This window comes from Prescottella sp. D32, from assembly GCF_037287305.1.
In the GTDB taxonomy this organism is placed as follows: Bacteria; Actinomycetota; Actinomycetes; order Mycobacteriales; family Mycobacteriaceae; genus Prescottella; species Prescottella equi.
Genome location: NZ_JARBSW010000007.1, coordinates 17,808 through 37,173 on the forward strand (window position 1 = coordinate 17,808; position 19,366 = coordinate 37,173).

At 69.6% G+C, this 19,366-nt stretch carries 15 protein-coding genes and 1 tRNA gene; 6 read left to right on the top strand and 10 right to left on the bottom strand.

What is annotated here, in order from left to right:
* Positions 1-264: 264 nt before the first annotated feature.
* Genes thrB through argS form a run of 5 tightly spaced genes read right to left on the bottom strand, consistent with a single transcriptional unit; the run spans position 265 to position 6,713 of the window.
* The gene (gene thrB, locus PSS76_RS22805) at positions 265-1,197 is read right to left on the bottom strand and encodes a homoserine kinase (protein WP_145274837.1); all 933 of its coding nucleotides are present in this window, start codon (positions 1,195-1,197) and stop codon (positions 265-267) included.
* A 35-nt stretch (positions 1,198-1,232) separates the two neighbouring features.
* A complete protein-coding gene (thrC, locus tag PSS76_RS22810; protein WP_005514018.1) occupies positions 1,233-2,336 on the bottom strand; it encodes a threonine synthase in 1,104 nt (367 codons plus the stop codon).
* Complete coding sequence (locus tag PSS76_RS22815) at positions 2,333-3,646, bottom strand: homoserine dehydrogenase (protein ID WP_005514019.1); 1,314 nt, start codon at positions 3,644-3,646, stop codon at positions 2,333-2,335. Before PSS76_RS22815 ends, thrC begins: the two co-directional genes overlap by 4 nt.
* Positions 3,643-5,064 (bottom strand): diaminopimelate decarboxylase, encoded by a 1,422-nt coding sequence (gene lysA, locus PSS76_RS22820; RefSeq protein ID WP_013415629.1) that lies wholly within the window; start codon positions 5,062-5,064, stop codon positions 3,643-3,645. Before lysA ends, PSS76_RS22815 begins: the two co-directional genes overlap by 4 nt.
* Positions 5,061-6,713: an arginine--tRNA ligase gene (argS, locus tag PSS76_RS22825; protein WP_013415628.1), complete on the bottom strand. Its 1,653-nt coding sequence runs from the start codon at positions 6,711-6,713 to the stop codon at positions 5,061-5,063. Before argS ends, lysA begins: the two co-directional genes overlap by 4 nt.
* 168 nt (positions 6,714-6,881) lie before the next feature.
* On the opposite strand from argS, the gene PSS76_RS22830 reads away from it, so the two are divergent.
* From PSS76_RS22830 to PSS76_RS22840, 3 genes are all read left to right on the top strand, one after another.
* A complete protein-coding gene (locus tag PSS76_RS22830; protein ID WP_005514022.1) occupies positions 6,882-7,793 on the top strand; it encodes a thioredoxin-like domain-containing protein in 912 nt (303 codons plus the stop codon).
* An 8-nt stretch (positions 7,794-7,801) separates the two neighbouring features.
* Entirely contained in the window at positions 7,802-8,527 is a 726-nt protein-coding gene (locus PSS76_RS22835; protein ID WP_005514024.1) for a DUF305 domain-containing protein, read from the top strand.
* A gap of 181 nt (positions 8,528-8,708) precedes the next feature.
* Positions 8,709-8,781: transfer RNA gene (locus PSS76_RS22840), tRNA-Arg, on the top strand.
* A gap of 73 nt (positions 8,782-8,854) precedes the next feature.
* On the opposite strand, the gene PSS76_RS22845 is transcribed toward PSS76_RS22840, so the two are convergent.
* Positions 8,855-10,117 carry a hypothetical protein gene (locus PSS76_RS22845; RefSeq protein WP_064078888.1) on the bottom strand — a complete coding sequence of 421 codons (1,263 nt, stop codon included), beginning with the start codon at positions 10,115-10,117 and terminating at the stop codon, positions 8,855-8,857.
* A gap of 25 nt (positions 10,118-10,142) precedes the next feature.
* Positions 10,143-11,168: a TIGR03617 family F420-dependent LLM class oxidoreductase gene (locus PSS76_RS22850; protein WP_064077035.1), complete on the bottom strand. Its 1,026-nt coding sequence runs from the start codon at positions 11,166-11,168 to the stop codon at positions 10,143-10,145.
* A 103-nt stretch (positions 11,169-11,271) separates the two neighbouring features.
* On the opposite strand from PSS76_RS22850, the gene PSS76_RS22855 reads away from it, so the two are divergent.
* From PSS76_RS22855 to PSS76_RS22865, 3 genes are read left to right on the top strand one after another with little or no spacing between them, the layout of a single operon-like run.
* Entirely contained in the window at positions 11,272-14,562 is a 3,291-nt protein-coding gene (locus PSS76_RS22855) for an arabinosyltransferase domain-containing protein (protein WP_443147383.1), read from the top strand.
* Positions 14,563-14,622: 60 nt separating this feature from the next.
* Positions 14,623-14,976 (top strand): ArsR/SmtB family transcription factor, encoded by a 354-nt coding sequence (locus tag PSS76_RS22860; protein ID WP_013415622.1) that lies wholly within the window; start codon positions 14,623-14,625, stop codon positions 14,974-14,976.
* Positions 14,973-15,446 carry an SRPBCC family protein gene (locus PSS76_RS22865; RefSeq protein WP_064077034.1) on the top strand — a complete coding sequence of 158 codons (474 nt, stop codon included), beginning with the start codon at positions 14,973-14,975 and terminating at the stop codon, positions 15,444-15,446. Before PSS76_RS22860 ends, PSS76_RS22865 begins: the two co-directional genes overlap by 4 nt.
* 5 nt (positions 15,447-15,451) lie before the next feature.
* Here PSS76_RS22865 and PSS76_RS22870 read toward each other — a convergent pair whose 3' ends face one another.
* From PSS76_RS22870 to cysD, 3 genes are read right to left on the bottom strand one after another with little or no spacing between them, the layout of a single operon-like run.
* A complete protein-coding gene (locus tag PSS76_RS22870) occupies positions 15,452-16,567 on the bottom strand; it encodes a 3'(2'),5'-bisphosphate nucleotidase CysQ (RefSeq protein WP_013415621.1) in 1,116 nt (371 codons plus the stop codon).
* Complete coding sequence (gene cysC / locus PSS76_RS22875; RefSeq protein ID WP_064058213.1) at positions 16,564-18,417, bottom strand: adenylyl-sulfate kinase; 1,854 nt, start codon at positions 18,415-18,417, stop codon at positions 16,564-16,566. The genes PSS76_RS22870 and cysC overlap by 4 nt, the downstream gene beginning before the upstream one ends.
* Positions 18,417-19,343 carry a sulfate adenylyltransferase subunit CysD gene (gene cysD, locus PSS76_RS22880; protein ID WP_013415619.1) on the bottom strand — a complete coding sequence of 309 codons (927 nt, stop codon included), beginning with the start codon at positions 19,341-19,343 and terminating at the stop codon, positions 18,417-18,419. The genes cysC and cysD overlap by 1 nt, the downstream gene beginning before the upstream one ends.
* Positions 19,344-19,366 lie beyond the last annotated feature (23 nt).

Genomic DNA, 19,366 nt, shown 5'->3' on the forward strand with positions numbered 1-19,366 from the left:
GCTGACTGAACTCGGATGTGCCGTATCCGCTGGATGGAATTGCGGCCTTGTCCTCCATCACATCACCGGAGAAGGCGGGTGCTGTCGATCGATCAGCGCTGAGGTAATCGCGTGAGGATCATGCCAGGAATACCCCGTAGAAATGGAGTGATTGCCCTGGTGAAGCACCGGCGTCTGAAGCGCACGATGTACGGACACGCCCAGGATAGCGGCGAATGCCTTACTCGGCAAGAACCGAGCAGTAACCATCCTGGGCGCGTTCCGTCAGTTCACCTGGACGCCGTCCGCGACCTCCAGTTCGAGCACGCGCAGACCACTTTCCTCGGCCTCGCGACGGAGCGCATCGGGGAACGGCCGGACCGACAGCGCCAGCACCGTCGGTCCCGCACCCGACACCGTCGCCGCGATGCCCGCGTCGCGCAGTTTCGCGATCCACGTCGTCGTGAGCGGCAGCGCAGGGGCACGCTGCGCCTGGTGCAGCTTGTCCTCGGTCGCCGTCATCAGCAGATCCGGTCGCTGGGTGAGCGCGACCACCGCGAGTGCGCCGCGGCTGACGTTGAACGCAGCGTCCCGGTGCGGCACGGTCTCCGGCAGCAGGCCCCGGGTGAGCGCAGTCGACGATCGCTCCGACGGCACCAGCACCACGACGCGGACATCCGGGTGCACCGGCAGCCGGACGGCGCTGTAGCTACGCTGCGCGGCGTCGTCGACGCCCGCCTCGCTCCACGACACGACCGCGCCGCCGAGGACGCTTGCGGCCGCATTGTCGGGGTGCCCCTCGAACTCCGACGACAGCTGGACCAGCTGCGCGTCGGTCAGCGCCAGCTCCGGCGCCGACTTCAGTGCGAGACCGTTGGCCGCGGCCAGGCCACCGACGGCAGCGGACGCGGACGAGCCGAGTCCCCGCGAATGCGGAATGGCGTTACGGCACACCACATCCAGCCCGTCCGCCCACAGACCCGCGGCCTCGAGGCCCCGTTCGATCGCGCGGACCACGAGATGTGAGGGTCCCCACGGGACGTCGTCGGCGCCTTCTCCCTCGACCCGGATCGTCAGACCCGAATCCGTGGTGGTGACGGTGATCTCGTCGTACAGACCGAGAGCCAGACCCAGCGTGTCGAAACCCGGACCGAGGTTGGCGCTCGACGCGGGGACGCGAGCGGTGACGGTGAGTCCGGCGGGAAGGGTCTGTGTCATCGTCTGGTCCACTGCCGTGTCCGGAGCCGCGGTCACTATGCCAGCTCGAGCGCCGCGGCGACGGCGACCGGGTCGACCGGGATCGGCTGGACCGCCGGCATGCCCGCGAGGGCGGTGTCGGGATCCTTGAGGCCGTTGCCGGTCACGGTGCAGACGACCGTCTGACCGGCGTCCAGCCAACCTTCCTTGTGGGCGGCGAGGAGTCCGGCGACGCTCGCGGCCGACGCGGGCTCGACGAAGACACCCTCGGTCGCGGCGATCAACCGGTACGCCTCGAGGATCGCCTCGTCGGTCGCGGCACGGAAGGCACCGTTCGACTCTTCCTTGGCGGCGACGGCACCGTTCCACGAGGCCGGTGCGCCGATGCGGATAGCGGTGGCGATGGTCTCCGGATCCTTGACCGGGGCCCCGTGCACGAGCGGCGCGGCACCGGCAGCCTGGACGCCGAGCATGCGCGGGCGCACCGAGGTGATGCCGTCGGCGAAGTACTCGGAGTAGCCACGCCAGTAGGCGGTGATGTTGCCGGCGTTACCGACGGGCAGCGCGTGGATGTCGGGCGCCTTGCCCAGAGCGTCGCAGATCTCGAACGCGGCGGTCTTCTGACCCTCGATGCGCACCGGGTTGACGGAGTTGACCAGACCGATGGTCGGGAACTCGGCGGTGGTCTTGCGGGCCAGCTCGAGGCAGTCGTCGAAGTTGCCCTGCACCTGGATGATGCGTGCGCCGTGCATGACGGCCTGGGCGAGCTTGCCCATCGCGATCTTGCCCTGCGGCACCAGCACCGCGCAGCCCATCTTCGCCTTGGCGGCGTATGCGGCGGCCGAGGCGGAGGTGTTGCCGGTGGAGGCACACAGCACGGCCTGCTGGCCGCGGGCGAGCGCGTCGGTGACGGCCATCGTCATACCGCGGTCCTTGAACGACCCGGTGGGGTTGAGACCCTCGACCTTGAGGTAGACGTCGCAACCGGTCAGCTCCGACAGGTGCCCAGCGGGCAGCAGCGGCGTGCCACCCTCGCGCAGCGTGACCGTCTTCCAGTTCGGTCCGATCGCGAGCCGGTCGCGGTAGGCCTCGATCAGTCCCGGCCACGGGGTGTGGACGGGGGTCGACTTGGTTTCGGCCTTGGAGTTGGCGCCGGTCATTCGGAGGTACCTTCCAGTCGGAGCACGCTGGTCACAGCGGTTACAGATTCGAGTTCGGCAAGGGCGGCAACCGTTTCCGACAGTGCCGCGTCGTTTGCGAGGTGGGTGACGACCACGAGGCGCGCACCGTCGCCGGCGCCCTCCTGCCGGACGGTGGAGATGCTGACGCCGCGATTGGCGAACTCGGCGGCGACCGCCGACAGCACGCCGGCACGATCGGCGACCTGCATGTTCACGTAGTAGCGGGTGGGGATGTCGCCCATCGGCGCGATCGGCAGCTGCGCGTACTTGGACTCGCGCGGGCCGCGGCCGCCGTGCACCTTGTTGCGCGCGGCCATCACCAGGTCGCCCATGACGGCGGACGCGGTGGGGGCGCCGCCGGCACCCTGGCCGTAGAACATCAGGCGGCCGGCGTTCGCCGATTCGACCACGACGGCGTTGTAGGCCCCGTTGACACCCGCGAGCGGGTGCTCGCGCGGGACGAGCGCCGGGTAGACGCGCGCGGAGACGCGCTCGCCGCCGTTCGCGTCGACGATCCGCTCGCAGATCGACAGCAGCTTGATCGTGCAGTCGAGCGACTTGGCGGCGTCGAGATCGTCCGAGGTGATCTTCGAGATGCCCTCGCGGTACACGTCGCCCGCGGTGACGCGAGTGTGGAAGGCGATCGACGCGAGGATCGCGGCCTTCGACGCCGCGTCGAAGCCCTCGACGTCGGCCGTCGGATCGGCCTCGGCGTAGCCCAGGCGACCGGCCTCGGCGAGGGTGTCGGCGTAGTCGGCGCCGGTCTCGTCCATCGCGGAGAGGATGAAGTTGGTGGTGCCGTTGACGATGCCGAGGACACGGTCGACGCGGTCCCCCGCGAGCGACTGCGTGAGCGGACGGATCACCGGGATCGCACCGGCAACTGCCGCCTCGAAGTACAGGTCCACGCTCTGCCGCTCGGCGGCCTCGGCGAGCTCACCGGTGTACTCGGCGAGCAGAGCCTTGTTCGCGGTCACGACGGACTTGCCCGCGTTGAGCGCGGCGAGCACCAGCTTGCGCGGCAACTCGATACCGCCGATCACCTCGACGACCACGTCGACGTCGTCGCGGGTGACCAGCGACTCGGCGTCGGTGGTGAGCAGTTCCTCAGGCAGGCCGCGATCGCCGTCGATGCGCCGGACCGCGACTCCGCGCAGCTCCAGACGTGCGCCGACTCGGGCTTCGAGGTCGGTCGAGTGCTCGCGGATGATCCGAGCCACCTCGCTGCCCACGGTCCCGAGGCCGAGAACAGCCACCCCGATGGCGCGCTGCGCCGATTCGCTGGTCACTCCGAAACCTCCAAGCTGAGCAGATCTTCCACAGTTTCCCTACGCAAGATTAGGCGTGAGGCGCCGTCCCGCACTGCCACCACCGCGGGGCGGGTGAGCAGGTTGTACCGGCTGGACATCGAATAGCAGTATGCGCCCGTGGCCGCGACGGCGAGCAAATCTCCCGGACCCAGATCGTCGGGCATCCAGGCGTCGCGGATCACGATGTCGCCACTCTCACAGTGTTTGCCCACGACACGGGCCACGACGGGGGCGCCGTCGCTGTCCCGCGAGACGAGGCGCGCGTCGTACTCAGCCTGGTACAGCGACGTGCGGATGTTGTCGCTCATGCCGCCGTCGACACTGACGTACCGCCGCGTCGCACCCGCGTCGAGGGTGACGTCCTTGATGGTGCCGACCTCGTACAGCGTGACGGTGCCGGGGCCGGCGATCGCGCGGCCCGGCTCGACCATGAGGGTCGGCACAGGCAGTCCCGCGGCCGCAGACTCGGTCGCGACGATGTGCGCGAGCTTGGCCGCGAGTTCGGCGACCGGCGGCGGATTGTCACTCGGCAGGTACGAGATGCCGAGACCGCCACCGAGGTCGACCATCGACAGCTGCGACGTCTTCTCGGCACCGAAGCGGTCGACGATCTCGCGCATCAGCCCGATGACGCGGTGCGCGGCCAGTTCGAACCCGTCGACCTCGAAGATCTGCGAGCCGATGTGGCTGTGCAGCCCGACCAGACGCAGGTTGCCGGTCTCGAAGACGCGGGCGACGGCCGCCATCGCCTTGCCGCCGGACAGCGAGAACCCGAACTTCTGGTCCTCGTGTGCGGTCGCGATGAACTCGTGCGTGTGCGCCTCGACACCGACGGTGATGCGGATCAGGACGTCCTGCACGACGCCGCGGCGGGCCGCGACCTCGTCGAGGCGCTCGATCTCGACCATCGAGTCGAGCACGATGTGCCCGACCCCGGCCGCGACGGCGGCGTCGAGTTCGGCGACGGACTTGTTGTTGCCGTGCATCGTGATCCGCTCGGCGGGGAAGCCGGCGTGCAGCGCGACGGCCAGTTCGCCGCCGGACGCGACGTCCATCGACAGGCCCTCGTCGCGCACCCAACGGGCGATCTCGGCGGACAGGAAGGCCTTCGACGCATAGTGCACGCGCTCGGCACCGCCGAAGGCGCGCGCCATCTCGCGGCAGCGGGAGCGGAAGTCGTCCTCGTCGACGACGAACAGTGGCGTGCCGTACTTCTCCGCCAGTTCCGTCACCGGGACCCCGGCGATGCGGACGACGCCGTCGGCGCCGCGCTCGGCGCTGCGGGGCCACACCTGCTCGGGAAGCGCGGTCATCTCGGACGCCGTCGCGGGGCGGGGCGGCAGCCCGGGGGCGTGCTGGATCTCGGCGTGCCGGGGGCCGGCGGGATGCGCGTTCACATGCGCTCCGGTGCGCTGACGCCGAGCAGCTCGAGACCGTTCGCCAGGACCTGACGCGATGCGGCGCACAACGCCAGTCGCGCTGTGGTCAGGCCGGTGGCCTCCTCGTCGCCCTGAGGGAGGATGCGGCAGGCGTCGTAGAAGCGGTGGTAGGTACCGGCCAGCTCCTCGAGGTAGCGCGCGATGCGGTGCGGTTCCCGCAGTTCGGCGGCCTTCGCCACCACCCGCGGGTACTCGGCGATGGTGCGGATGAGGTCGCCCTCGCGGTCGTGGGTGAGCAGTCCGAGGTTCGGGTTCTCCGTGCCCAGGCCCAGATCGGCGGCGTTGCGGGCGATCGAGCACAGCCGCGCGTGTGCGTACTGCACGTAGTACACCGGGTTCTCGTTGGTGGTGCTGGCCCACAACTCGAGATCGATGTCGATGCTCTGGTCCACCGAAGAGCGGACGAGCGAGTAGCGGGCGGCGTCCACGCCGATCGCCTCGACCAGATCATCGAGCGTGATGACCGTGCCGGCACGCTTGCTCATCTTCACGGCGACGCCGCCGCGGACGAGATTGACCATCTGCCCGATCATGACCTCGACGGTGTCGGGGTCGTCGCCGAACGCGGCCGCCGCGGCCTTGAGCCGGCCGATGTAGCCGTGATGGTCGGCGCCGAGCATGTAGATACACAGGTCGAAGCCGCGGGCACGCTTGTCCTGGAAGTAGGCGATGTCGCCTGCGATGTACGCGGCGTTGCCATCGGACTTGATGACGACACGGTCCTTGTCGTCACCGAAGTCGGTGCTCTTGAGCCACCAGGCGCCGTCCTCGTGGTACAGGTTGCCGGAGCCCTTGAGGGTCTCGACGGCCCGCTCCACCGCGCCGGACTCGAACAGCGAGTTCTCGTGGAAGTAGACGTCGAAGTCGACTCCGAACTCGTGCAGCGTGCGCTTGATGTGCTCGAACATCAGCTCGACGCCGATGGACCGGAAGGTCTCGTGGCGCTCGGCCTCGGGCAGGTCGAGCGCGCCGGGCACCTGCTTCTGCACGTCGGCCGCGATGTCGACGATGTAGGCGCCGGCATAGCCGTCCTCGGGCGCCGGTTCGCCCTGCGCGGCGGCGATGAGCGAGCGGGTGAAGCGGTCGATCTGGGCGCCGTGGTCGTTGAAGTAGTACTCGCGCGTCACGTCGCCGCCCTGCGTCGCCAGGATGCGCCCCAGCGCGTCGCCGACCGCGGCCCAACGGGTGCCACCGAGGTGAATGGGGCCGGTGGGGTTCGCGGAGACGAATTCGAGGTTGATCCGCTTGCCGGCGAGCGCGTCGCCCGCTCCGTACGCGGCGCCGGACTCGAGGGCCTTCGCGACGATCGCGCCCTGCGCGTCGGCGGCCAGGCGGATGTTCAGGAAGCCGGGGCCTGCCACCTCCGCGGAATCGATGCCGTCGGACGCCGCCAGTGCCGCGGCGAGCCAGGTGGCGAGATCGCGCGGGTTCGCACCGGCCTTCTTGGCCACCTGCATCGCCACATTCGAGGCGTAATCACCGTGCTCGGGATTACGAGGACGCTCGACCGTCAGTGTCGCGGGCAGTACGGAAACGTCGAGTCCGTGCTCGGCGAGCACCTTCGCGGCGGTCCCTCGGAGCAGTTCGGCAAGGTCGGCTGGAGTCACAGGAGTCCATCTTATTGCCTGGACCAGCGGGCGGTTTACCCAGTATCACCCTGTCTCCAAGGTTCCCCTCAGGGTCGGAACGTACAGTGGTGAGGCCTGATGGGGACCGGGGAGGCTCCCTGCCCCTCGAGGACGCCCTGTATCCCATCACCGAAAGAGCACTCATCGATGCCCAGCGGTTCGGAAAATCGCGGTCCCGGCAGTAGCAAAACGGGGGCCAAGTCAGCCAAGGCGATCAAGGCAGCCAAGAAGAAGCAGGGCGGTGTGCCCGCAGCCAAGCGCGGTGGCGGCGCATCGCGTCAGGTTCCGTGGCTGACCATCGGCGCCGTCGTCGCCGTCGTCGCGCTGATCGGCGTTCTCGCCGTCAACATCTTCCCGAAGTACCAGGATCAGCAGGCCGTGGCGAAGTTCACGCCGTCGGAGTCCAACCAGGATCCGTCGTCGTCGATCGACGGCGTCGTCAAGGTCGACTACCCGGCCGGCGTGCACGTCGAATCGACCCAGCGGGTCGCCTACGACCAGACCCCGCCGTTCGGTGGACCGCACGATTCGGTATGGGCGACGTGCACCGGCACCGTCTACGCCGATCCGATCCGCACCGAGAACGCCGTGCACTCGCTCGAGCACGGCGCCGTCTGGATCACATACAACCCCGACACGATCGACGACGCGCAGCGCAAGCAGCTCGAGGAGCGCGCTAGCTCGCGTGACGGATACATGCTGATGTCGCCGTACCCGGGCCTGGACTCCCCCATCTCACTGCAGTCGTGGGGTCACCAGCTCAAGGTCGACAGTGCCGACGACGAGCGCATCGACCAGTTCATCAAGGCGCTGCGTCTGAACCGCTACGCCTACCCCGAGGTCGGCGCGAGCTGCTCGACGATTCCCGGCTCGTTCGACCCGGCCAACCCGCCGCCGTTCGACGCGAGCGCTCCCGGACCGGACGCGGTGCCGATGGACGGTGGCGGCATCACGCCCGACGCCAGTGAGACCGGCGGCGCCGCCGGACTGCCTTCCGGCCTCCCCATGCCCACCGGGGCGGAGCAGGCGCCCGCTCCCGCGGCCGGCGGGAACGGCTGATCGACGCGATGACCGACATCGACAGCCCGGACCGGACCGCCACCGCGCCGAGCAACCGGAGTCAGCGAACCGCGCTCGCCGTGGTGGGTTTGATCGGCGTCCTCGCGATCGGCTTCGCGCTGGGGTTCTTCGTGCGACTGCCCCTCGACGAGAAGGGCGCGCCCATCCCGTCGGAGACGTCCGTGGACGTCGGGTTCTCCCAGGACATGACGGTGCACCACAACCAGGCGATCGACATGTCGTCGATCGCGCTGACGAAGTCGACCGACCCCAAGGTCAAGAGCCTCGCGTTCGACATCCTGACCAGCCAGCAGAACCAGGTCGGTCAGATGCAGGGGTGGCTGGCGCTGTGGGACCGGGCTCCGCTGCCCACCGACGGCTACATGACGTGGATGACCGAAAACGGCGGGCACGGAGGACATTCGGGCCACGGGACCGCCGCGACCGGCGCTGCCGAGGAGCACGACAGCAGCAAGATGCCCGGCATGGCGAGCCCGGAGGAGATGGCCGCGCTCGGTCAGGCCACGGGTCCCGAACTCGACGTGATGTTCCTGCAGTTGATGCTGCGGCACCACCAGGGTGGGCTGCCGATGATGGAGTACGCGGAGCAGTACGCGGACGTTCCGGCCGTCCGGAATCTGGCGAAGAAGATGGTCTCGACGCAGCAGGGTGAGGCGACGCTCATCACCGGCATGCTGGCGGACCGGAACGCCTCTCCGCTTCCGATGAACTGACGAACCGTCTCGTCGAAACGCCACCGGGCGGCGCTCCCCCAGCGGGTGCGCCGCCCGGTCTGCTTTCACCGCCGACCGTCACCGGAAGAACGAGAAAAACACCGATCTACCAGCCGATGTGGACGATCGGCGACAATGCGCTACGCTAACTTCGCCCACTGGCACACCGGGTTTCCGGTGCGCCCCCGTAGCTCAGGGGATAGAGCGTTCGCCTCCGGAGCGAAAGGCCGCAGGTTCGAATCCTGCCGGGGGCACACGGAAGGCCCCACTCTTTCGAGAGTGGGGCCTTCGGCCGTTTCCAGGGGCGTCGGCTCGGCCGGTCCGGTGTCAGTGGACTCCAGAGCGGAGTCCGAGTCCCCACGCGCCCACGCCGCACACGACGACCACCGAGACCGCGGCCAGGACGACCGGTGTCGAGGTCGACAGCTGCGCTCCGGAACCCGGCAGGTAGTCCGCGTACCGTTCGGAGATCGTGCCGGCCGCTGCCACGACACCCGGGATCGCGATGCAGAACGGCAGCGAGAGACCGACCGTCGACGCGGGCGCCGACGTCGGCAGGCAGGACCCGACCACGTACCCCACCCCGGCAGGTAGCGCGATCGCGTAGACGAAGGCCGAGACGTCCGAGTGGTCGGGACCGAGCAGGCAAATCGCGGCCGCCACCGCCAGAAGGCCGAAACCGACCGCCGGTACAGGCCACCGCAGTCCCACTGCGGCGCCGGCGACGATCAGCGCGGCGGGGACGACGATCGCCCACCAGTTGCCGCTCGCCCACGGTGTCCCCACCGCCGCTGCAGCGAGGATCGCCGCCCCGGCGAACACCAACTGCCCGTCGCGCCCGGGCAGCTGCCATGCGAGCCACGCCACGAGCGCCGTCACCAGTCCGACGTAGGGGTACCACCACTGCGGCAGTGCCGCCGACTCCGTCAGGATCCGCACAGCGGCGAAGGCAGCGGCGGGCAGCGCGGCGGCGATCGCCGCCCACCGGGTGTCGACCCGCGCGCCCCACGAGGTTCTGCGGTCCAGCACGACCGTCAGGACGACGAGCGCCGCCGCGACGACGGGCCACAAGCCCACCACGCTCGAGCGCTCGACCGGTTGGGAGGTGAGCGGGGTGTAGGCGGTCCAGCCGAAGTCCGCCGTACCGCCCCCACTGACCTCGGCCACCGCCCCCGACAGCAGGAAGGCGCCGACGGCACCCACCGCGAGCGCGGCCTGCGCGCTCAGCTCGCGCGCGGCCAGGGGCGAGACCGCACCGAGAACCACCCCTGCGGCAACGGCATTCGAGTACAGGAGCACCGCAGGCTCGTCCGGGTAGCGGAACACGTCCGGCAACGCGAGGAGCAGCAGCCCGGCCACGACAGCCGCCGTCACCAAGGTCACCGATCGCCGCCGGACGAGCGCCACGGTGACCAGCACCGCCATGACGGCGGCGGCCGCGACGCCGGCACCGTTGGTGACGAGGGCTGCGGGCAGCGCACTCTCGGCCCAGAGGTAGTACTCGGGCACCGGGGACGACAGCACGCGACCGGCGAGCGCGCCGCACACCAGCGCGGCGAGCAAGGGCACGATCCGGGCGAGACGACTCATTCCTGTTCCTGCACCTTTCGCGAAGCTATCCGGCGTGTAGTTCGGCGACCACGTCGGCCATGCGGCGATCGTGGTCCGGGTTCTCGGGCAGCGCCAGCGTGACACTCTGCGCGACGCCGTGCAGGCGCTCGCGGACCGCGTCGGCGAGCGTGTCGTAGCGGGCTGTCGGCACGACGGTCGCGAGGACGTCGTCGGTCACGATGCCTCGCAGCCGATCCCAGTCGTCGCGGCGGACGAGGTCGGCCAGTTCGGCCTGCAGGTCGGGAAACCCGTGCCGCTCGAGCGCACCGCGGTAGGCGGGCGTCGAGTACAGGAACGCGAACAGTCGGCGGCGCCGCTCGCGTTCCGCGGCGACGTCGGCGTCGGTGGCACCGGTGATCACCTGCAGGCCCGCGACGATGTCGAAGCCGTCCAGTGTCCGGCCCGCCGTCGCCGCACCCTCGGTCAGTGCGGGCACACACTCGTCGGCGAGGTACCGCGGATCGGAGTTGGTCGGGTGCGTGACCAGACCGTCGGCGCACTCCCCCGCAACCCGCAGCATGCGCTGTCCCACACCGCCGAGATAGACCGGCGGTGTGGGCGTCTGCGTGTCGGGGCCCGGGTTGAAGTAGGGCTGCATCCGGAGGAACCGGTACCGCTCACCCTCGTATGCGACGAGTTCGCCCGTGCGAAACGTCTCGAACGCGGCGCGCACGACGCCGACGTACTCGCGCATCGCTGCGGCGGGAGCGGTCCACGGCATCGCATACCGCTCCTCGATGTTCTGCCGGATCTGGCTACCGAGGCCGAGATGGAATCGCCCTCCCGACATCTTCGACAGGTCCCATGCGGTGTAGGCGGTGAGCAGCGGACTACGAACGAACGCGAGCGCCACCGACGTCCGCACGACGAGTCGTTCGGTGGCCTGCAGCGCCAACAGCGCGAGCAGAAAGGGGTCGTGCACCGTCTCCGACACGTGCAATCCGTCGTAGCCGGCCGCCTCGGCGCGGCGCGCGAAGTCGGCCACCCGCATCGGATCGAGAGCGGGATCGGTTCCGGTGTATACCTTCATTCGTCCGTTCTACCCGGCGAATTGCCGGAATTCGCGACGGCGCGGTGAGGGCGCTCGGTGACAGGTGTGATTGCCGTTACCATCGCTTCTCGTGGTCGACAGCATGGTGGGGGCGGAACATGCATCCGCGAAGAGAGCAGTGCGTGAACCCGGACCTGCCCGTCAGGGATGGTGGGACGTTCGGCGTGCGCGCCTGATCGCGATCGTCGCCGGCGTCCTCGGCGTCCTGTCCGCGGTGGCGGTTCCGTTGCTGCCGGTGAACCAGGAGCAGTCGACGCTCTCGTGGCCGCAGGGCGGGTCGACGGGCAGCGTCGAGGCGCCTCTGGTGTCCTACGCGCCGTTCACCTTCGACGCCCGGATCCCCTGTGCGACCGCCGCGGGCCTCGGCTCCGGCGGCGCGCTCGTGGCGACCATGCCCTCGGGCGCACCGGGTGCCGAACGCTACGGTCTCGTCGCGAAGACGACGGCGGCCACCGAGTCCGCGCCCGCCCGTCTCGAGGTGATCCTGCGCGACCGCTCGCTGATCTCGACGCCGCTCACGGAACTGCGGGGCAGCGAGTGCACGATCACCGTGTCGTCGACGTCCGAGCGGACGACGGCCGCGATCACCGGATCGGGGGCGGCAGACGCGACGAAGAACGTCGACGGTGACGTCCGCCCCCAGATGGTCGGCGTCTTCAGCGATCTCGACGGCAGCGCGCCGGCGGGACTGCAGGTGAGCGCTGGGCTCGACACCCGCTTCTCGACCACGCCGACGGCGACCAAGATGGTCGCGATGATCGTGGCGGTGCTCGCCACGCTGCTGGCGCTGGTGGCGCTGCATCGACTGGACCTCACCGACGGCCGCCGGGCCCGCCGGTTCCTGCCGGCACGGTGGTGGCGCGTCGGCTCGTTGGACGTGGTCGTCATCGGAACCCTCGTGCTGTGGCACTTCATCGGCGCCACCACCGCCGACGACGGCTATCAGTACACGATGGCGCGGTCGGCGCAGTCGTCCGGCTATATGTCGAACTACTTCCGCTACTTCGGTGTTCCGGAGACCCCGTTCGGAACCCCCTACTACTACATCTTCGGTCTGCTCGACGACATCTGGAGTGCCAGCCCGTGGGTGCGTCTGCCCGCGTTGCTCGCCGGCATCGTCACGTGGCTGGTGCTCAGCCGGGAGGTCGTACCCCGGTTGGGCGTGGCCGCTCGCACGGGCCGGATCGCCCTGTGGACGGGAGCGTTGGGCTTCCTCGCGGTGTGGCTGCCGTACAACAACGGCTTGCGTCCGGAACCGATCGTCGCGGCCGGTGTACTGCTGACGTGGTGCTCGGTGGAGCGGGCGATCGCGACACGGCGGCTGCTGCCGGCGGCGGTGGCGATCCTCGTCGCAGCGGCCACCCTCTCCGTCGGGCCGTCCGGGATCATCTGTTTCGCGGCACTGCTCGCCGGTCTGCGGCCCCTGCTGCGGATCGCGATCGCGCGGGCCCGACACGTCGGATACGCGGCGCTGCTGCTGCCGATCCTGGCCTCCGGCACCGTCATTCTCGTTGCGATCTTCGCCGACCAGACGCTCGCAGTGGTCCCGGCGATGCAGGACGCCCATGTCGCCGGCGGGCCCAGCGAGAAGTGGTTCAGCGAGAATCTGCGGTATCAGTGGCTGCTCAACGACACGGCCGACGGATCGCTCTCGCGCCGATTCGGCATCTTCGTGATGTTCCTGGGGTTGGCGGTGACCGTGCTCGCGATGCTGCGCAAGGGCGGACGCATTCCCGGCACCTCCGCCGGCCCGTCCCGCCGCATCATCGGGGTCGTGCTCGGCGCCGTGGCGCTGATGATGTTCACCCCCACCAAGTGGACGCACCATCTCGGCGTGTTCGCCGGCCTGGCAGGCGCGCTCGCGGTGCTCACGGCGGTCGCCGTCGGGACGGCCGTACTGCGCTCACCCCGCAACCGGGCCCTGTTCGCGGCGGCCGTGCTGTTCCTCCTGGCGTTCACGTTCATCGGGACCAACAACTACTGGTACGTGTCGGCGTGGGGTGTGCCGTGGTGGGACAAGCCGCCGTCGCTCGCGGGCACCGGGGCTGCGACGGTGCTCTTCGGCGGCGCGATCCTCATGGTCGGCGTCACAACGTGGTGCCATGTGCGCGAATCCCGGGTTCCCGCAGCGGGTTCCCGTGCGCGCCGGGTGTGGGCGCTGCCCCCGTTGACGATCGCCGCGGCCGTCATGGTGGCCTTCGAGGTGCTCTCGCTCGCAAAGGGCGCGGTGAGCCAGTATCCGGCGTACTCGGTCGGCCGGGCGAACTTCGACGCGCTGCGCGGCCAGAACTGCGGGCTCGCGAACGACGTACTGCTCGAGACCGATCCGAATGCATCCGTGCTGCAACCGCTCTCGGGCAACGTGGCAACCGCGCTCGCCGGCACCGAGTCCACCGGTTTCCGACCGAACGGTGTCGCGTCGGATCTGAGCGCCGACGGCGAGACGGCGGCGGCCGCCGGTACCGCCAACCTCGTCGACCCGGACGCCACCCCCACCTCCACCGACACCACCGCGGGGACCGCCGGCGGCGAGGGCGCCGTCGGTGTCAACGGCAGTACCGTCGCGCTCCCCTTCGGACTCGACCCGGCGTCGACGCCCGTCCTCGGCAGCTACCGCAGCGGCGAACAGACCACGGCGTCACTGGTCAGCGGGTGGTACGGCCTGCCTGCCGTCGGCGCCGACGGGACCCGCGGCGACATCGTCTCGGTCGCCGTCGCCGGCCGGATCCGGTCGACGGACCGGGACGGCATCGTCACGTACGGCCAGGACCTCGAACTCGAGTACGGCGTCCGCCGTCCCGACGGCTCGGTGGACGTCCTGGGCCGGGCGTTGCCGTACGACATCGGTCCCGCGCCGTCGTGGCGGAACGTACGGGTTCCCCTGGACCAGTTGCCCGCCGAGGCCGACGCGGTTCGCCTCGTCGCGTCCGACGAGGACCGGGACCCGGACCAGTGGCTCGCCGTGACGCCGCCGCGGGTGCCGCAGACACGCACCCTCCAGGATGTGATCGGCTCGGAGACCCCCGTGCTCGCCGACTGGGCGGTGGGACTCCAGTTCCCGTGTCAGCAGCCGTTCTCGCACGCGAACGGCGTCGCGGAGGTGCCGGGCTACCGGATCCTCCCCGATCGCCCCGGGGCGGTGTCGACCAACCGGTGGCAGGACCACTACGGTGGCGGTCCGCTCGGCTGGACCGACCAGCTACTGTCCGCCGAGACCATCCCGTCGTACCTGAATCACGACTGGCGCCGGGACTGGGGCCAGGTGGAACAGTTCACGCCACGCGACGAGTCCGCCGTCCCGGCCGAGTTGACGACCGAGACCGCGCGACGCTCGGGTCTCTGGAATCCGGGGCCGATGACCCTGCGCTTCTGACGCCGGTCGAATTTGCGGCGCCCCCTTGACACAGCGGAGCGGGCGAGAATACTTAAGTGTGTGCTTAAGTATTCCGCACCGCTCGACGGCGTCTTCCACGCGCTGTCGGATCCGAGTCGGCGCGGGATGGTCGAGCGGCTCGGCCGCGGACCCGCCTCGGTCAGCGAGCTCGCGGCCCCGCTCGACATGTCACTGCCCGCCGTCGTCCAGCATCTCCGGGTCCTGGAGGCGAGTGGACTGGTGCGATCCGAGAAGGTCGGCCGCACCCGGACCTGCCATCTGGTGCCGGATGCACTGGACGGGGCCGGGCAGTGGATTGCTCAGCGGCGCACGCTGACCGAGCGCCGCCTCGACCGACTCGGCGAGTTCCTCGCCGAGGCCGATGAAGCATCCGCACCCGAGGAGTCGTCATGAGCACCCGATCGGTCACCCACTCCACATTCGTCGTCGAACGCGTCTACGACGCCGACCCCGCCCGCGTGTTCCACGCGTTCGCGGACCCCGAGGCCAAGTCCCGCTGGTTCACTCACCCGGACGACTGGGTGTCGGACGCGGGCACCATGGACTTCCGCGTCGGCGGCCGCGAGACGGTCAGCGGCGGCCCGAAAGGTGGTCCCGTCCATTCATTCTCGTCGATCTACCAGGACATCGTCCTTAACGAGCGGATCGTCTACACGTACGACATGCACATGGACGACATTCGCACGTCCGTGTCGCTGGCGACGATCGAGCTCTTTCCGTCGGGCACCGGTACCCGCCTGGTGATGACCGAGCAGGGCGCCTTCCTCGACGGCTACGACGACGCCGGTTCCCGCGAGGAGGGCACGAAGCTGCTGCTGGACGCCCTGGGCGCGGCACTCGCATCGGAGCCTGCCGGCGCCTGACGTGCCTACGGGTGGGGCTCGATGATCGCCGTGATCGCCTCGATCTCGGCACTCGGGATGGAGAAATGCTCGGTGATCGCGACGGTCAGGAGGTCCCGGCCGGTGTTCATGTCGAGCAGGAACCGAGCGACGACGTCGGTGCCCCACTCACGGAACTCGACGTCGCGGACGGCGCTGATCGGCCGATACTGCCCGCCGGTCTCGAGCATCGACCGGATCTCGTCACCGGACTCTCCTGTGCGCCGGCCGTTCTCGTAACGGTGGCAGTGCCTGGCGAGACGCACCTTGCTGGTGTCGTGGGTGACGAGGGAGTCGATGTACTCGCGGGCCATCGCGACCCGAGGACTGTCGGTCGGACCGCCGGTCTCCTCCGCAATGCCGGCGAGCAACGGCACCGCTAGGTCGCGTCGACAGATCAGCAGATCCGGTAGGTACGGATGAGGCTCGTTGTAGCGCAACGGAGTTCCGTCGATACGGGAGCAGTGCAGTCCCGCGGCGAGGGCGACGCCCACCGGTGCCGCCGAATCCCACTCCCACTGGCCGCCGGCATGCACGTACGCATCCGCGTCTCCCCGCAGGACGGCCATCGCCTTGGCGCCGGCCGAGCCCATCGGCTCGACCGTGCCGCCGACGCGTCGTGCGAGGGCGTCGACGAAGGCGGGCGGTCTGCTGTCGCTCACCAGGATCCGGGGATTGATCCGGTCGGACGGCACGGCCCGCGCGGTTCCGCTGACGTACACCTCGCCCCGCGCGGGCTGCGCCACTGCGGCCGCGGTGATGCCCGCCCCGCGCTCCCACAACGCGACGTGAACAGCCCAGTCGGATCGTCCGACCAGACCGTACTCGCGGGAACCGTCGAGCGGGTCGATGATCCAGACCCGCTCGTTGTCGAGGCGGGCCGCATCGTCTGCAGACTCCTCCGACAGCACCGAGTCGGACGGACGTTCGGCGGCCAGCCCGTCCAGCAGCAGGACGTTGGCAGCCTTGTCGCCCCGTCGCCCCAGCTCCTTCGCGGCAGCCTTGTCGAGCGGGGTCTCCCCCAACTCCCGGACGCGCAGGTCCAGCAGGAGTTTGCCCGCCCGTTCGGCGAGGTCGGCTGCGAGTTCGACGTCGGTGCTCACAGGTTCAGATACTCCATGATCTTCGCGGCCTGTGCGACCGGGTCGCCGTCCTCGGGCCGCAGCACCAGTTCGGCGCGTTCGGGGGCTTCGTACGGGTCGTCGACGCCGGTGAAACCGGTGATCTCCCCCGCCCGGGCCCTGGCGTACATCCCCTTGGGGTCGCGCGCCTCGCACTGTTCGATCGGGGTGTCGACGAACACCTCGACGAACGGCAGCCCGGCCTCCTCGTGCAGTCGGCGGACCCGGTCGCGATCCGCGGCGTAGGGGCTGATGAGCGAGGCCACAGCGACCATGCCGGCGTCGGCGAGCAGCTGCGCGACGGCCCCGACGCGCCGGACGTTCTCCGCCCGGTCCTCGGCGCTGAACCCGAGGTCGGCGTTGAGTCCGTGTCGCAGGTTGTCGCCGTCGAGCCGGTACGCGGGAATCCCGGCGGCGACGAGTCGCCGTTCGAGTTCCACCGCGACCGTGGACTTCCCGGACGCCGACAGACCGGTGAGCCACACCGTCGACCCGCGGGTCGCGCGCTCGTCGCGGGACACGGCGGCCGAGTGCCAGACGACCTTCGATTCCTTGAGGGTCGGCCCGGTGATCATGCCGGCGGCGACGGTGTTGCCGGTCGTGTCGTCGACGAGGATGAAACTGCCGGTCACCCGGTTGCGTCGGTACGGGTCGAACAGCAGCGGCTGCTGCGTGCGCAGCTGGACGCGTCCGATCTCGTTGAGCGCGAGCGACTGTGCCGTTTCGTCCCGGTGCAGCGTGTTGACGTCGAGCCGGTAGTCGAGCCGCACCACCTGCGCCTTCGTCGCGCGGGTGGTGTGCAGGACGGTGTACCGCGCGTCGGGGCTCAGCGACGCCTGCTCGGTGAGCCAGCAGATCATCGCGTCGATCTCCTGGCCGACGAGCGGTCGATTGTTCGGCCTGCACAGGGTGTCGCCGCGGCTGACGTCGAGGTCGTCGGCCAGCTGTACGCACACCGCGGACGGTGCGAAGGCCTCCTTGACCTCCTCCCCACCCGGCCCCCAGATCGCGGAGATCGTCGAGGTGAAGCCCGACGGCAGCGCGACCACCTCGTCGCCCGGCTTGAAGACGCCGCTCGCGACGGTGCCCGCATAGCCGCGGAAGTCGTGCAGGTCGGCGTCCGTCTGCCGCTGCGGCCGGATCACGTACTGGACGGGCAGGCGCGCATCGATGAGGTTGCGGTCGGACGCGATGTGCACATCCTCGAGGTGGTGCAGCAGCGACGAACCCTCGTACCACGGCATGTTCTCGGTGCGGGTGACGATGTTGTCGCCCTTGAGTGCCGACACCGGGATGAACGTCAGGTCGTGAACGTCGAGTTTGGTCGCGAACTGTCCGAACTCGTCCTTGATCTCTTCGAACCGCTCCTGCGACCAGTCCACGAGATCCATCTTGTTCACGCACAGCACCAGGTGCGGGATCCCCAGCAGCGTCGACAGGAACGCGTGCCGGCGGGTCTGCTCGAGCACCCCCTTGCGGGCGTCGACGAGGATCAGCGCGAGGTCCGCGGTCGACGCTCCGGTGACCATGTTGCGGGTGTACTGCTCGTGCCCGGGGGTGTCGGCGATGATGAACTTGCGCTGCGGCGTCGCGAAGTAGCGGTGTGCGACGTCGATGGTGATGCCCTGCTCGCGCTCGGCGCGCAATCCGTCGGTGAGCAGCGCCAGGTCGGTGTACTCGGTACCGCGCTCGCGACTGCTGCGTTCGACCGCCTCGAGCTGGTCCTCGAAGATCGACTTCGAGTCGTACAGCAGGCGTCCGATCAGCGTGGACTTGCCGTCGTCGACACTGCCCGCAGTGGCGACGCGGAGGAGTTGCTGGGTGTGGGCCATCAGAAGTACCCCTCCTTCTTGCGGTCTTCCATGCCGGCCTCGGAGATCCGGTCGTCGGCGCGGGTGGCGCCGCGTTCGGTGATGCGGCTGGCCGCGACCTCGGTGACGACCTCGGCGGCAGTGGCGGCCGACGATTCGACGCAGCCGGTGCAGGTCGCGTCGCCGACGGTGCGGAAACGTACGAGCTCGTCGCGTGGCTCCTCGCCGGGCAGCAGTGTCAGGAACCGGGTGTGCGCCAACAGCATTCCGTCCCGTTCGACGACCGGGCGGCGGTGCGCGTAGTAGATCGACGGCAGCTCGATCTCCTCCTCGAGTATGTACTGCCAGATGTCGAGTTCGGTCCAGTTCGACAGCGGGAACACCCGGATGTGCTCACCGCGCCGGTGCCGCCCGTTGTAGAGGTTCCACAGTTCGGGCCGCTGCGCCTTGGGATCCCACTGCCCGAACTCGTCGCGGAAGCTGAAGACACGCTCCTTGGCTCGGGCCTTCTCCTCGTCGCGGCGCGCGCCGCCGAACACGGCGTCGAACTTGTTCTCCCGGATGCCGCGCAGCAGTGAGTGCGTCTGCAGGCGGTTGCGGCTGGCCCGCGGCCCGGTCTCGTCGACCACCCGCCCGGCCGCGATGTCGTCCTCGACGCTCGCGACCACCAGGCGCAGGCCGAGCCGCTCGACGGTCCGGTCGCGGAACTCGATGACCTCGTCGAAGTTGTGGCCGGTGTCGACGTGCATCACCGGGAACGGCAGCGGCGCCGGCCAGAACGCCTTGGCGGCGACGTGCAGCATCACCACGGAGTCCTTGCCGCCGGAGAACAGCAGGACGGGCCGTTCGAAGGTCGCGGCGACCTCACGGAAGATGTGGACCGCCTCGGCCTCGAGCGCCTGCAGGTGCGACAGCTCGTAGGTGGACGGGGATGCCAGGGGTGTCACGCGCGGCTCCTCGACGAGTTCAC

Coding starts and splice junctions, on each gene's coding strand:
- thrB (WP_145274837.1), bottom strand. CDS start 1,197: ATGACACAGACCCTTCCCGCCGGACTCACCGTCACCGCTCGCGTCCCC.
- thrC (WP_005514018.1), bottom strand. CDS start 2,336: ATGACCGGCGCCAACTCCAAGGCCGAAACCAAGTCGACCCCCGTCCAC.
- PSS76_RS22830 (WP_005514022.1), top strand. CDS start 6,882: ATGCCCAGCGGTTCGGAAAATCGCGGTCCCGGCAGTAGCAAAACGGGG.
- PSS76_RS22835 (WP_005514024.1), top strand. CDS start 7,802: ATGACCGACATCGACAGCCCGGACCGGACCGCCACCGCGCCGAGCAAC.
- PSS76_RS22845 (WP_064078888.1), bottom strand. CDS start 10,117: ATGAGTCGTCTCGCCCGGATCGTGCCCTTGCTCGCCGCGCTGGTGTGC.
- PSS76_RS22850 (WP_064077035.1), bottom strand. CDS start 11,168: ATGAAGGTATACACCGGAACCGATCCCGCTCTCGATCCGATGCGGGTG.
- PSS76_RS22855 (WP_443147383.1), top strand. CDS start 11,272: ATGGTGGGGGCGGAACATGCATCCGCGAAGAGAGCAGTGCGTGAACCC.
- PSS76_RS22865 (WP_064077034.1), top strand. CDS start 14,973: ATGAGCACCCGATCGGTCACCCACTCCACATTCGTCGTCGAACGCGTC.
- cysC (WP_064058213.1), bottom strand. CDS start 18,417: ATGGCCCACACCCAGCAACTCCTCCGCGTCGCCACTGCGGGCAGTGTC.